The following is a 12,827-nucleotide window of genomic DNA, read 5'->3' as shown; positions in this document are numbered from 1 at the left end:
AGAGACGGACAAAGAAACACTTCACGTTGTCTCACATGAGCCGCGCGGCAGCTTGTAGGGCTGTCCCTCGATTTCCCGGACCAGGCGCGGTACCAGATATCCAGGCAGCCGGCGGCGCAGGGCTTCGTGCAGCATCCGGGCTTCGGCTTCCGGCACTTCGAAATGGGCAGTACCGCGCACTCTGTCCAGCAGATGCAGGTAGTAAGGCAGCACCCCGCGTTCGAACAAGCATTCGCTGAGTTCGCACAAAGTGCTGACGGAATCGTTGACTTGCTTCAGCAGCACCGCCTGGTTCAGCAGCGCCAGGCCCGCATGCCGCATGGCGGCAAAGGCGCGGTCGCTCTCGCCGCCCAGTTCCCGGGGATGATTGGCGTGAATCACCACCACCGTTTTGAGCCGATGGCCGGCGAGAACTTCCAGCAGCTCGTCATCGATGCGGGACGGCAACACCAGAGGCACCCGGCTGTGGATACGCAGCCGCCGCAAGTGCGGAATCGCCGCGAGCTGGTCCGTCAGGCGCGCCAGGCGGTCGTTGCTGAGGAGCAGCGGATCGCCGCCGCTCAGAATGACCTCCCCAAGCTCCGGATCGCGGGCGATGTAATCCAGAGCGGCCTTCTCCCGCTGGCGCGTGAACTGGCTTTCGGCATAGGGGAATTCGCGCCGGAAACAATAGCGGCAGTGGATCGCGCAGGCACCGGTAGTGATCAGGAGCGCCCGCCCCCGATATTTGTGCAGCAGGCCGGGGACCTTGAGGGCCTGCCGGTCGCCGACCGGATCGCTAACGAAACCTTCTGGAGAGGCCAGTTCCTGCCCCAACGGCAGAACCTGCCGGAGCAGCGGGTCATATGGGTCGCCCGGTCTTATTTTCCGGGCATAGGCGCGCGGCACACGGAACGGAAACTTTCCCGCAGCCTCCACCGAAAACGGCGCGGCGATGCCGAGAAAATCCAGGAGATCCCGGACACTGCCAAAACCCTCGGCCAGTTCGGCCTGCCACTGCTCACTCATGTCGTCTACCGTCCCTGACCGGCGCTGTACGGTTTCGCAATAAAAAAGCGTCCATTATAATGCTCCGTATTTTTTTCAGATGCATTGACCCGAGGTATGCATGGCTATTGTTAGCACGAGTGAGTTCAAGAACGGTTTGAAAGTGATGCTGGATGGTGATCCCTGCACGATGCTCGAAAGCGAGTTCGTCAAGCCGGGCAAGGGCCAGGCCTTCAACCGGGTCAAATTGCGCAACCTCAAGACCGGCCGGGTGGTGGAACGGACATTCAAGTCCGGCGAGACCCTGGAAACCGCGGACGTGGTCGACGTGGAGATGCAGTATCTCTACAACGACGGCGAGCTCTGGCATTTCATGGTACCGGAGTCCTTCGAGCAGTACGCCGCCGATCAGAATGCCGTAGCCGACGCCAAGAAGTGGCTGAAGGAACAGGACATCTGCATCCTGACCCTGTTCAACAATGTCCCGCTGGCGGTTCAGCCGCCCAATTTCGTGGAACTCACCATTACCGAAACCGACCCCGGCGTGCGCGGCGACACCTCCGGCGGTGGCGGTAAACCTGCCACACTGGAAACCGGCGCCGTAGTCCGGGTACCGTTGTTCGTCCAGACCGGTGAGGTCATCAAAGTGGACACCCGCACAGGGGAATACGTCTCTCGTGTCAAATAGGGCGCCTTCCGACTGGCGTCCGTCCTGCCCGCCGGCCATGCTGCACCGGCGGGCGGAGCTTCTTCGGAAAATCCGACAGTTCTTCGCCGAACGGGAGGTGCTGGAAGTCGAGACCCCCCTCCTCTCGCACGGTACTGTGACCGATCCGCACCTGAGCGTTTTTTCCGTCTGTGGAAGCGGCGACGGTTCGTCACGGCTGTTCCTGCAGACCTCGCCGGAATTCGCGATGAAGCGGCTGCTGGCCGCCGGCAGCGGCTCGATCTATCAGATATGCAAAGCCTTCCGCAAAGATGAATCCGGCCGCTTCCACAACCCCGAGTTCACTCTCCTGGAGTGGTACAGGGTCGGTTTTGGCCTCGCTGAATTGATCGAAGAAACCGATGCGCTGTTGCAGGTACTGAGCGAAAACGTCCGTCCGCTGGCCCCCTCCGAACACCTGAGCTACCGCGAGTCCTTTCTGAGACATGCCGGCATCGATCCACTCGACGCCGGGTTTGCCGATTTCGTCGGCTGCGCTGCGAGCCACGGCCTGCAGGAAGCCGAAGCAATCTGCGGAACGGACCGTTCGATCTGGCTCGACCTGCTGTTCAGCCACCTCGTCCAGCCCCATCTGGGGCAGGGACGTTTCACGTTCGTACGCGATTTTCCCGCGATCCTGCCGTCCCTGGCCCGGTTCAAACCGGACGATAAGCGGCTGGTGGAACGGGTGGAGGTATTCCTGGACGGGATGGAGCTGGGCAATGGCTTTTTCGAACTCAACGATCCGCTGGAGCAGGAATGCCGCTTCGACCGGGACATCGCGGCCCGCATCGACGCCGGCCTTCCCGCTCCGGAAAAGGACTACCGCCTCCTGGATGCTCTGAAAGCCGGTCTGCCCGATTGCGCCGGTATCGCCCTCGGCATCGACCGGCTGCTGCTCGGTCTCCACCGGCTGGACGCGATCGCCGATACCCTGGCCTTCCCTTTGGCCAAAGCCTGAGCCGGTCGAACTTACGGGGAAATCCGTACCCGCTCCCCCCCTTCTGGCGTCCAGCGCAGGAATTCACCTTCGCTGTGCCACTCCGCCAGTACGATCCGACGGACCGGACGACCGCAGACCAGGTCGTGATCCGCCGGGCGGTGGGTGTGGCCGTGGATCATGACGTCCACGCCGAAATCCCGGAACACCCGCGCCACCTCGGCCGCGTTGACGTCCATGATGTCCGGCGCGTTGCCGCGCTTGTCCAGCGCGGAACGCAAGCGGTACCCGCGTGCGTAAAGTCTGCGTATCCATAGCGGTTTGCCCAGGGCGTGGCGCTTCCAGGCATCGGTGCGGACCCGCGCCCTGGCCTGCTGATATTTGCGATCGTCCGTGCACAGCAGATCGCCATGCGTGACCACGGCCTTCTGCCCGTACAGGTCGATGACCGCATAGTCGTCGAGCAGGGTTGCCCCGGTGGTCGCGGCGAACGCCGGGCCGACCAGGAAATCGCGGTTGCCCTGCTGGAAAAACACCCGGGTGCCGGAGTGCGTCAGCGCCCGGAGACTTCGCCGCACCACTCCGGCGGGAAAAGCGGTATCGTCGTCGCCGATATAAGCGTCGAACAGATCGCCGAGTATGTACAAAGCCTCGGCGCCACGGGCATGGCCGGCGAGGAAATCCTCGAACAGCCGGACCCGGCCAGCCCCTCCCGCGCTCAGGTGCAGGTCGGCAATGAACAGCGTCTCCGGTCTCAAAGTCTGCTCCAGGGAAGCCTAAGGATAAAAGCGCCGGTTCGACCGAACGGCGGGGTAAAGTGCTTGAGAATCTGGGGGTTTATCTCCTCGAGTTATTTATGGTAGCATACACAGTCTGATGAGACGGGTCTTCCAGCCTGGAGGACCAGGTCCCGAATGGCGCCCCTTGCGGGCGTTTTTAGTTTCTGAAGGAACGGGATAACAACATTGGGCCTTGTGCCCTTTTTTTGTGAGCGGACACTGACCATGCGGATGCCCGAACACCTGCAGCGACTGATCGAGCCCGTCGTTACCGGCCTGGGTTATGAACTGGCGGGAATTGAATTCGACGCCCGTGCCAGAGTTCTGCGCGTCTACATCGACCACTCCGAGGGAATAGGTCTGGACGACTGCTCGAAGGTCAGCTACCAGCTCAGCGGTATGCTGGATGTGGAAGATCCCATCCCCGGCCAGTACCAGCTGGAAATATCATCGCCCGGACTCGACCGGCCGCTGTTTACCATCGAGCATTTCGAACGCTTCATCGGCCGTCAGGTGCGGCTGCAAACGATGCGATCCCTGGATGGTCAGCGGCGGTTCAAGGGCAAGATCGCGGGCGTCCGAGGGGATGTGATCGACCTCGAGGACGACAACGGCCTGCATGCCATCCCTTTCGACCTGATCGACAAGGCCCGGCTCATACCCGAATTTGATATCTGAGATTGTAGGACGACCTGATGGCGAATAAAGAAATCCTGCTGGTAGTGGACGTGGTGTCGAACGAAAAGGACATCGAAAAAGAAGTCATTTTTTCCGCGATCGAAGAGGCGCTCCGCACCGCGACGATCAAGCGGCACGACGGCAGGTATGATGTGCGTGTGAGTATCGACCGCAAGACCGGCGACTACGAAACCTTCCGCCGCTGGAAAGTGGTGGAGCCCCGCGAGGAATTCGAAGGTGGCGTCGAATTCCCGGATAAAGAGATATTGCTCGAAGAAGCGCGCAAAACCCACCCCGGCATTGCCGTCGGCGAATTCGTGGAAGAACCGTTCGACTCCATCGAGTTCGGCCGGATCGCCGCCCAGACGGCCAAGCAAGTGATCGTGCAGAAAGTGCGCGAGGCCGAACGGCGTAAGATCGCGGATGCCTATCAGAGCCGCGTCGGTGAGCTGGTCACGGGTGTCATCAAGCGCATCGAACGGGGCAATGTCTTTCTCGACCTCGGCGGCAACGTGGAAGCCTTCATCCCGCGCGACGAAATGATTCCGCGCGAGTCCGTCCGGGCCGGCGACCGCCTGCGCGGCATCCTGAGCGCGGTCCGGCCCGACGCCAGGGGCCCGCAGCTTTTCGTCAGCCGCACGGCGCCGGAACTCCTGATCGCCTTGTTCCGGCTGGAAGTCCCGGAAGTCAGCGAAAATCTCATCGAAATCAAGGGGGCAGCGCGCGACCCCGGCGTCCGTGCCAAAGTGGCCGTCAAGAGCAACGATCCCCGCCTCGACCCGATCGGCGCCTGCGTCGGCATGCGCGGTTCGCGGGTCCAGGCCGTGTCCAACGAACTGGCGGGAGAACGCATCGACATCATCCTGTGGAACGAAAATGACGCCCAGTTCGTGGTCAACGCCATGTCGCCGGCCGAGATCGTATCCATCGTCGTGGACGAAGACCGTCACAGCATGGACATCGCCGTCGCCGACGAAAACCTGTCGCAAGCCATCGGACGCGGCGGCCAGAACGTACGCCTGGCGTCCGAACTCACCGGCTGGACCTTGAACGTCATGAGCTCCACCCAGGCCGCCGCCAAGACTGAGGAAGAAACCCGTCGCCTGATCCAGACTTTCGTCGAGCAGCTCGGCGTGGACGAAGACGTCGCGGAAATCCTCGTCCGGGAAGGCTTCTCCAGTGTGGAAGAACTGGCCTACGTGCCGACCAAGGAATTGCTCGAAATCGAGGAATTCGACGAGGATATCGTGGAAGAATTGCGCAATCGTGCAAGGGACGCACTGCTCATCAAAGCCATCGCCTCCGAGGAGAAGCTCGAGGACGTCGAGCCCAGCCAGGATCTTCTGGAACTCGAAGGTATGAACCGCGAACTGGCCTACCGCCTCGCGCGCCACGGCATTCGCACGCTGGAAGACCTGGCCGACCAGGCCGTCCCGGATCTTTTGGACATCGAAGACATGGAAGAGGAAAAGGCCGCTGAACTCATCATGAAGGCGCGCGCCTCGTGGTTTTCCTGAAGACGCAAGGACGATTACCGATAGGGGCTGAATCATGAGTGATGTAACAGTGAGACAACTGGCCGGGATCGTGGGCATTCCCCTCGATCGGCTGCTCCATCAGCTCGGAGACGCTGGCCTTCAGATCTCTGACGCGGACGATGTGTTGAGCGATGCCGAAAAAATGAAGCTGCTCAATCATCTGCGCCAAAGTCATGGCAAAGTGCAGGAAAGTGTGACCGAACCCAAAAGGGTCACGCTCCAGCGGCGCTCCGTCACCGAGCTGAAACAGGGCACGGTACCGGGCAAGGGGGCGAAAACGATCAGCGTGGAAGTGCGCAAGAAGCGCACTTACGTCAAGCGCAGCGAACTGCCCGAAACCAGCGAACGGCTTACCGAAGCCGAACTGGCCCGACGGGCACTGGAGGAACAGCAGCAGCGCGAACTGGCCGAGCAGGAAGCACGCCGGCAGCAGGAAGAACTGCTCCGCCAGCAGGCGGCCGAAGAAGAGCGCCGCAGGCAGGAAGAAGCCGCCCGCGCGGCCGAAGAGCTTAAGCGCCAGGAAGAGGAAGAGCGCCGAACCACAAGCGAGCGTGAAACCCCTGCGCCCATGCCCGCACCGGCCCCCACTCCTTCGGCCCCTCAGCGGGCGCCGGAAGCCCGTCCTGCGGCGCCGCGGCCACCCGCAGGCAAACCCAAGGGCGAAGCCCCTCGCGCCTATGTCCCCGAACGCGAAGTGGAAGCGCGTGGTGAGAAGCGGGGCGCGGGTTTGAGCCGAAAAGACGAATACCGGGAAATCCAGGGTGACGATTTCCGCAAAGGCGGCGGAAAACGCAAAAAACCCAAGTCCGGCAGGCCGATGGTCATGCCGGAGCAGAAGCACGGTTTCGAGAAACCGACCGCCCCTATCGTTCACGAAGTCGCGGTTCCCGAGTCCATCACGGTCTCGGATTTGGCCCAGCGTATGTCGGTCAAGGGCATCGAAGTCATCAAGGCCCTGATGAAAATGGGCGTGATGGCGACCATCAACCAGATGCTGGACCAGGAAACGGCCATTCTGGTGGTCGAGGAAATGGGCCACAAGGCTACCGCGCAAAAGGAGGACGACCTGGAAGCAGAAATCATGGCCAATCTCGCCGCCGAGGCCGAAGCCCCGCATCTGCCGCGTCCGCCGGTGGTCACCATCATGGGCCATGTCGACCACGGCAAGACCTCACTGCTGGACTATATCCGCAAATCGCGGGTCGCCGCTGGCGAAGCCGGTGGCATTACTCAGCACATCGGCGCTTACCAGGTCAAGACCGACCACGGCTCCATCACCTTCCTCGACACGCCCGGCCATGCCGCGTTCACCGCGATGCGGGCCCGCGGCGCCAAAGTCACCGACATCGTGGTGCTGGTGGTCGCAGCCGATGACGGCGTGATGCCACAGACCAAGGAAGCCATCGACCACTCCCGCGCCGCCGGCGTACCTCTGGTCGTCGCCCTGAACAAAATGGACAAGGCCGACGCCGATCCCGACCGGGTCAAGCAGGAGTTGGTAGGACTCAACGTGGTGCCCGAAGAATGGGGCGGCGACGTGCAATTCGTTCCGGTATCGGCCAAAACCGGCGCCGGCATCGATGCGTTGCTCGATGCCATCCTGGTCCAGGCTGAGGTGCTGGAACTCAAGGCGCCCGTGGACATTCCGGCCACCGGTGTGGTTCTGGAATCGAAGCTGGAAAAAGGGCGCGGCCCAGTGGCCGACATCCTGATCCAGCGCGGCACCTTGCGCAAAGGCGATTTTCTGCTCTGTGGCAAAGAAATCGGCCGCGTCCGCGCCATGTTCAACGAAAACGGCAAACCACTGAAGGAAGCCGGGCCCTCGACGCCCATCGAAGTGCTGGGGCTCTCGGGTGCACCGGAAGCGGGCGATGAATTCATCGTGGTGGCCGACGAACGCAAGGCGCGCGAAATCGCCTTGCACCGCGAGGAAAAACTGCGCTCCACCAAGCTGGCCGCGCAACAGGCCGCCAAGCTGGAGGACGTGTTTTCGCTCATGGGCAGCGAAGAAACCATCGACCTCAACCTGGTCATCAAGGCCGACGTCCAAGGCAGCCTCGAAGCACTGCGCAGCGCCCTGACCGAGTTGTCTACCGACAAGGTGAAGGTGAGGGTCATCGGCGGCGGCGTCGGCGGCATCTCCGAAACCGACGCCAACCTGGCGTTGGCCTCCAACGCGATCCTGATCGGCTTCAACGTGCGCGCCGACGCCAGCGCCCGCAAGCTGATCGAGGAACGGGGCATCGATTTGCACTACTACAGCGTGATCTACAACGCCATCGACGAGGTCAAGAAGTCGATCAGCGGCATGCTGGAACCCGAGTTCAAGGAGCAGATCATCGGCATCGCCCAGGTCAGAGAGGTCTTCCGTTCATCCAAGTTTGGCACCGTCGCCGGCTGTCTGGTCGTGGAGGGCCACGTCCGCCGCAACCTGCCGATCCGCGTGCTCCGCGACAACGTGGTCATCTTCGAAGGCCAGCTCGAATCCCTGCGCCGCTTCAAGGACGACGTCAACGAGGTCAAGTCCGGCATGGAGTGCGGTATCGCGGTCAGAAACTACAACGACGTCCGCGAAGGCGACCAGATCGAGGTGTTCGAAAAGGTCCAGATCACGCCCCACTGACACGATGATCCAGAAACATGCCTAGAGAATTCAGCCGCAGCGATCGGGTCTCCGCCCAGATGCAGCGGGAAATCGCCGAGTTCCTGCGCACCGGCATCGATGCGCCGGAGCTCGGCATGGTTACCGTCAGCGACGTCGAGGTCAGCCGCGACCTCACCGTGGCTAAGGTATTCGTGACTTTTCTCGGCGGCCGACTGGAGACCAAAGCGGCTGTAAAGCGGCTGGGCGAGTTCATCCCTCAGCTCCGACAGGTGCTGGGGCGGCGGATGCGGATGCGCATCATCCCGGAAATCCGTTTCGCTTATGACGACTCCATCGAGCGCGGGATGCACATGGACGAAGTGTTGCGATCTCTGAACAAGGGCGATGCCTAAAGGCATGAGGTCCTCTTCGGCAGCTACGCTGTCCGGGGTCCTGCTGCTCGACAAGAACAGCGGCATGACATCGAACAGCGCCTTGCAGCGGGCCCGAAAACTGCTCGGCCTGCGTAAGGCTGGCCATACCGGCAGCCTGGATCCCCTTGCCAGCGGCATCCTGCCGCTCTGCTTCAACGAGGCCACCAAGCTTTCCGGCTACCTGCTGGATTCCGACAAGCGCTACCGCGCCTTGGCCCGGCTCGGCATCACCACCGATACCGGCGATGCCGACGGCGAAATCCTGTCGCGGTCGCCCGTACCTGTGCTCGATGAACCGGCCCTCCTCGCCCTGCTGGCAAAATTCACCGGCCCCATCCTTCAAGTGCCGCCGATGTTTTCGGCCTTGAAGCATCAAGGAAAGCGGCTCTACGAACTGGCGCGCAAGGGGGTGGAAGTCGAACGGCAGGCGCGCCCGGTGACGATCTTCCGCATCGAACTGGCGGCAAGGGGGGCGGATTATCTGGAACTGGACGTCCACTGCTCCAAGGGCACTTATGTCCGAACCCTGGTGGAGGATATCGGCCATGCGCTTGGCTGCGGGGCTCATGTCGAAGTGTTGCGGCGCACCGCCGTCGCCGGATTTTCCGTCGCTCAGGCCGTCACCCTGGAGCAGTTGGAGGCCATGGCACCGGCGGCCCGGCTCGATTGCCTGCGGCCGATGGACTCGATGGTGCCGCACTGGCCGGCGGTGTCGCTCGATGCCGACCGGGCCCGGCTGTTCCTGCACGGGCAGGCCGTCAGCGGGATCGATGTCCCGGTTGGCGAGCTGCTCCGGGTGTATTCCCGCGGACAGGTGTTTCTCGGCATAGGCCGCAGCGACGGCAAAGGAGGAATCGCCCCCCAGCGGGTGATCAATCCTTGCGGCTGCGAAGCAGAGCCCAGGTCCGCCTGAGTCGGTCCGGCTCGAGGGAATCTTGTCCTGATCCTGAGTCAGACGGTACAATTAACGATTGTTTAAAAGGTTTTCAACGAGTTTTTTTTGGAGATTATCCCATGGCTTTCACAGCAGCAGAAAAAAGCGCCATCGTACAGGAATTCCAGCGGGCCCCCGGCGATACCGGCTCCCCCGAGGTCCAGGTGGCCCTGCTGACCAACCGCATCAACTATCTGACCCCTCATTTCGTCAAGCACAAAAAGGACTTTCATTCCCGCCGCGGTCTGCTCCGTCTGGTCAACCAGCGCCGCAAGCTGCTGGACTATCTGAAGAGCACGGACAACGAACGCTACCGCACGCTCATCGAGCGGCTGGGTCTCCGCAAATAACCCTTACCCGCCGACAGCCCAAGGAGAACCCGTGAACCCGATCCGGAAGCAATTTCAGTACGGCGCTCATACCGTTTCGTTCGAAACCGGCGAGATCGCCCGTCAGGCCGATGCCGCGGTCATGGTGGACATGGCGGGCACCGTGGTGCTGGTTACCGTGGTGGGGCGCAAGGACGCCTCCCCGCACGGCGATTTCTTCCCCCTTACCGTCAATTACCAGGAAAAGGCCTACGCTGCCGGACGCATTCCGGGCGGATTCTTCAAGCGAGAGGGACGTCCCAGCGAAAAAGAAACACTGACCGCACGCCTGATCGACCGGCCCATCCGGCCGTTGTTCCCGGACGGCTTTACCCACGAAGTCCAGGTCGTCGCCACCGTCATGTCGCTGAATCCGGAAGTCGACCCCGACATCCCGTCGATGCTGGGCGCGTCGGCAGCGTTGACGCTGTCGGGCCTGCCTTTCAAAGGTCCGATCGGCGCCGCCCGGGTGGGATTCGTGAATGGCGCCTACGTCCTGAATCCGGACGGCTCGGTCATGGAAGGATCGGAGCTCGACCTGGTGGTCGCGGGAACCGCCAATGCGGTGCTCATGGTCGAATCGGAGGCGAAGATCCTGCCCGAGGAAGTGATGCTGGGGGCGGTCGTGTTCGGCCATGAACAGATGCAGACAGCCATCCGCGCCATCAACGAGCTGGCGGAAGAAGTCGGCGTGACACCCTGGCCGTGGGAACCGCCAACCGTCGACACGGCCCTGGTCGCCGCAGTCGACGAACTAGCCCGGGCGGGACTGAGCGAAGGCTACAGCATCGCCGACAAGCAGCTCCGCCAGCAGAAGCTCAAAGAAGTTCGGAAGGCGGTGACCGATGCCCTGACCGCCGAAGGCGCTCACGATGAAAACGCGGTCAAGCGGCAGATCGAGAAACTGGAAGAAGAAATCGTCCGGGGCAACATCCTCCACCACGGAAAACGGATCGACGGGCGTGACCTTTCCACGGTGCGCCCCATCACGATCCGCACCGGCGTGCTGCCCCGTACCCACGGCTCCGCCTTATTCACCCGCGGCGAAACCCAGGCGCTGGTAGTCGCAACGCTAGGCACGGGCCGCGACGCGCAGCTCATCGACGCGCTGGAAGGCGAGTACAAAGAAAATTTCATGCTGCACTACAACTTCCCCCCCTATTGTGTGGGGGAAACCGGCGCCATCGGCTCGCCCAAACGGCGCGAGATCGGCCATGGACGCCTGGCCAAGCGCGGCGTGCAGGCGATCATGCCAACGATGGACGAGTTCCCCTACGTCATCCGCATCGTCTCGGAGATCACCGAATCCAACGGCTCCAGCTCCATGGCTTCGGTCTGCGGAAGCAGCCTGGCATTGATGGATGCGGGCGTGCCGACCAAAGGCGCCGTGGCCGGCATCGCCATGGGACTGATCCTCGAGGGCGAAGAATTTGCCGTGCTGTCCGACATCATGGGCGACGAGGACCACCTGGGCGACATGGACTTCAAGGTCGCCGGCACCCGCGACGGCGTCACCGCGCTGCAGATGGACATCAAGATCGATGGCATCACGCCGGAAATCATGCGCCAGGCGCTGCATCAAGCCCGCGAGGGACGGATGCATATCCTGGACAAAATGGCACAGGCGCTGCCGGCGCCGCGCAGCGAAATGTCCGATTACGCGCCGCGCATCACCAGCTTCACCATCGATCCCAGCAAGATCCGGGAAGTGATCGGCAAGGGCGGTGCGACCATCCGCGCCATCACTGAAGAAACCGGCACCAGCATCGACATCACCGACGACGGCGTCGTCAAGATCGCCTCGGTCGACAAGCAGGCCGGTCTGGAAGCCCGCCGCCGCATCGAGGACATCACGGCGGAGGTCGAGGTCGGCAAGGTCTACGAGGGCAAGGTCGCGCGGTTGATGGACTTCGGCGCCTTCGTCACCATCCTGCCGGGCAAGGATGGCTTGGTGCACATCTCTCAGATCTCCGACGAGCATGTCGAGAAAGTCAGCGACAAGCTGGCGGAGGGCGACGTGGTCAAAGTCAAGGTACTGGAGATCGACCGCCAGGGCCGGGTCCGGCTCAGCATGAAAGCCGTCGACTAATCTACAGCCGTCGGAATGAAAAACCCCGGCTTAGCCGGGGTTTTTTATGGCCGAATGACCGGCGACGATCAATCGTCGCTACTGAACACACCGAGCAACTGCAACAAACTGGTAAACAGATTGAAGATCGTCACATACAGCGACACGGTGGCGAGAATATAATTGGTTTCGCCACCGTGAATGATCGCGCTGGTCTGAAACAGAATCATTCCGGCCATCAGCACCACGAACATTATCGACACCGCCAGGCTCAACCCCATCAGGCCAGGCACGAAAACGGCGACCAGACCGGCCAGGAATGCGACCAAGATGCCAGCTCCGAGCATGCCGCCGAGGAAGCCGAAGTCCTTGCGGGTCGTCAGCGCATAAGCCGAAAGGCCCAGGAACACCGCACCGGTACCGCCCATGGCCATCATGACCAGCTGAGTACCATTGGCGAAGTGTGTGATATAGGCGTTCAGGATCGGCCCCAGGGTGTAACCCATGAAGCCGGTCAAGGCGAAGACCCACAGGAGGCCAAGCGCGCTGTTGGAATACCTGTTGGTCAGCCACAGCAAGCCGAAATAGCCCACCAGGGTGATGATGATGCCCGGATGGGGCAGTGCCAGCGCCATGGACACACCGGCAGTGAGCGCACTGAACAGCAGCGTCAGTGACAGCAGCGCATAGGTGTTGGTCAGAACCTTGTGGCGAGACACGACGGCGGAAGCGCCACGGCTCAAGACCTGTTCACGGGGGATACTCATTCGATAGCTCCTCAAGTTATTTCACACAAAACCAATATGAACCG

General features: G+C 61.9%; 12 protein-coding genes. 9 read left to right on the top strand and 3 right to left on the bottom strand.

Annotation, left to right across the window (positions count from 1 at the left end; genetic code table 11):
* Window positions 1-21: 21 nt before the first annotated feature.
* On the bottom strand, window positions 22-1,008 hold the full coding sequence (epmB, locus tag N4J17_RS12260) for an EF-P beta-lysylation protein EpmB (RefSeq protein WP_198321485.1): 987 nt from the start codon (window positions 1,006-1,008) through the stop codon (window positions 22-24).
* Window positions 1,009-1,108: 100 nt separating this feature from the next.
* On the opposite strand from epmB, the gene efp reads away from it, so the two are divergent.
* A complete protein-coding gene (gene efp / locus N4J17_RS12255; RefSeq protein ID WP_010960601.1) occupies window positions 1,109-1,675 on the top strand; it encodes an elongation factor P in 567 nt (188 codons plus the stop codon).
* A complete protein-coding gene (gene epmA / locus N4J17_RS12250; protein ID WP_198321484.1) occupies window positions 1,665-2,654 on the top strand; it encodes an EF-P lysine aminoacylase EpmA in 990 nt (329 codons plus the stop codon). The genes efp and epmA overlap by 11 nt, the downstream gene beginning before the upstream one ends.
* A gap of 11 nt (window positions 2,655-2,665) precedes the next feature.
* Here the strand turns inward: epmA and N4J17_RS12245 are convergent, their stop codons facing one another.
* The gene (locus tag N4J17_RS12245) at window positions 2,666-3,391 is read right to left on the bottom strand and encodes a UDP-2,3-diacylglucosamine diphosphatase (RefSeq protein WP_198321483.1); all 726 of its coding nucleotides are present in this window, start codon (window positions 3,389-3,391) and stop codon (window positions 2,666-2,668) included.
* A gap of 246 nt (window positions 3,392-3,637) precedes the next feature.
* Here N4J17_RS12245 and rimP point away from each other — a divergent pair, with 246 nt between their 5' ends.
* From rimP to pnp, 7 genes are all read left to right on the top strand, one after another.
* A complete protein-coding gene (rimP, locus tag N4J17_RS12240; protein ID WP_198321482.1) occupies window positions 3,638-4,090 on the top strand; it encodes a ribosome maturation factor RimP in 453 nt (150 codons plus the stop codon).
* A gap of 17 nt (window positions 4,091-4,107) precedes the next feature.
* Window positions 4,108-5,607 carry a transcription termination factor NusA gene (gene nusA, locus N4J17_RS12235; protein ID WP_198321481.1) on the top strand — a complete coding sequence of 500 codons (1,500 nt, stop codon included), beginning with the start codon at window positions 4,108-4,110 and terminating at the stop codon, window positions 5,605-5,607.
* 34 nt (window positions 5,608-5,641) lie between these two features.
* Window positions 5,642-8,251, top strand: coding sequence for a translation initiation factor IF-2 (gene infB, locus N4J17_RS12230; protein ID WP_198321480.1), 2,610 nt, complete (start codon window positions 5,642-5,644; stop codon window positions 8,249-8,251).
* Window positions 8,252-8,268: 17 nt separating this feature from the next.
* On the top strand, window positions 8,269-8,625 hold the full coding sequence (rbfA, locus tag N4J17_RS12225; protein ID WP_198321479.1) for a 30S ribosome-binding factor RbfA: 357 nt from the start codon (window positions 8,269-8,271) through the stop codon (window positions 8,623-8,625).
* 4 nt (window positions 8,626-8,629) lie between these two features.
* Window positions 8,630-9,559: a tRNA pseudouridine(55) synthase TruB gene (gene truB / locus N4J17_RS12220; RefSeq protein ID WP_198321478.1), complete on the top strand. Its 930-nt coding sequence runs from the start codon at window positions 8,630-8,632 to the stop codon at window positions 9,557-9,559.
* A 101-nt stretch (window positions 9,560-9,660) separates the two neighbouring features.
* Window positions 9,661-9,930, top strand: coding sequence for a 30S ribosomal protein S15 (gene rpsO, locus N4J17_RS12215; RefSeq protein ID WP_169603754.1), 270 nt, complete (start codon window positions 9,661-9,663; stop codon window positions 9,928-9,930).
* Between the two features lie 31 nt (window positions 9,931-9,961).
* Window positions 9,962-12,037: a polyribonucleotide nucleotidyltransferase gene (pnp, locus tag N4J17_RS12210; protein ID WP_198321477.1), complete on the top strand. Its 2,076-nt coding sequence runs from the start codon at window positions 9,962-9,964 to the stop codon at window positions 12,035-12,037.
* Between the two features lie 68 nt (window positions 12,038-12,105).
* Here the strand turns inward: pnp and N4J17_RS12205 are convergent, their stop codons facing one another.
* Entirely contained in the window at window positions 12,106-12,783 is a 678-nt protein-coding gene (locus N4J17_RS12205; protein ID WP_198321476.1) for a Bax inhibitor-1/YccA family protein, read from the bottom strand.
* Window positions 12,784-12,827: the final 44 nt, after the last annotated feature.

It is taken from the genome of Methylococcus capsulatus, from assembly GCF_036864975.1.
GTDB lineage: Bacteria > Pseudomonadota > Gammaproteobacteria > Methylococcales > Methylococcaceae > Methylococcus.
This window is presented reverse-complemented; position numbering and strand designations above follow the sequence as displayed.

Coding starts and splice junctions, on each gene's coding strand:
- epmB (WP_198321485.1), bottom strand. CDS start 1,008: ATGAGTGAGCAGTGGCAGGCCGAACTGGCCGAGGGTTTTGGCAGTGTC.
- efp (WP_010960601.1), top strand. CDS start 1,109: ATGGCTATTGTTAGCACGAGTGAGTTCAAGAACGGTTTGAAAGTGATG.
- rimP (WP_198321482.1), top strand. CDS start 3,638: ATGCGGATGCCCGAACACCTGCAGCGACTGATCGAGCCCGTCGTTACC.
- nusA (WP_198321481.1), top strand. CDS start 4,108: ATGGCGAATAAAGAAATCCTGCTGGTAGTGGACGTGGTGTCGAACGAA.
- infB (WP_198321480.1), top strand. CDS start 5,642: ATGAGTGATGTAACAGTGAGACAACTGGCCGGGATCGTGGGCATTCCC.
- rbfA (WP_198321479.1), top strand. CDS start 8,269: ATGCCTAGAGAATTCAGCCGCAGCGATCGGGTCTCCGCCCAGATGCAG.
- truB (WP_198321478.1), top strand. CDS start 8,630: ATGAGGTCCTCTTCGGCAGCTACGCTGTCCGGGGTCCTGCTGCTCGAC.
- rpsO (WP_169603754.1), top strand. CDS start 9,661: ATGGCTTTCACAGCAGCAGAAAAAAGCGCCATCGTACAGGAATTCCAG.
- N4J17_RS12205 (WP_198321476.1), bottom strand. CDS start 12,783: ATGAGTATCCCCCGTGAACAGGTCTTGAGCCGTGGCGCTTCCGCCGTC.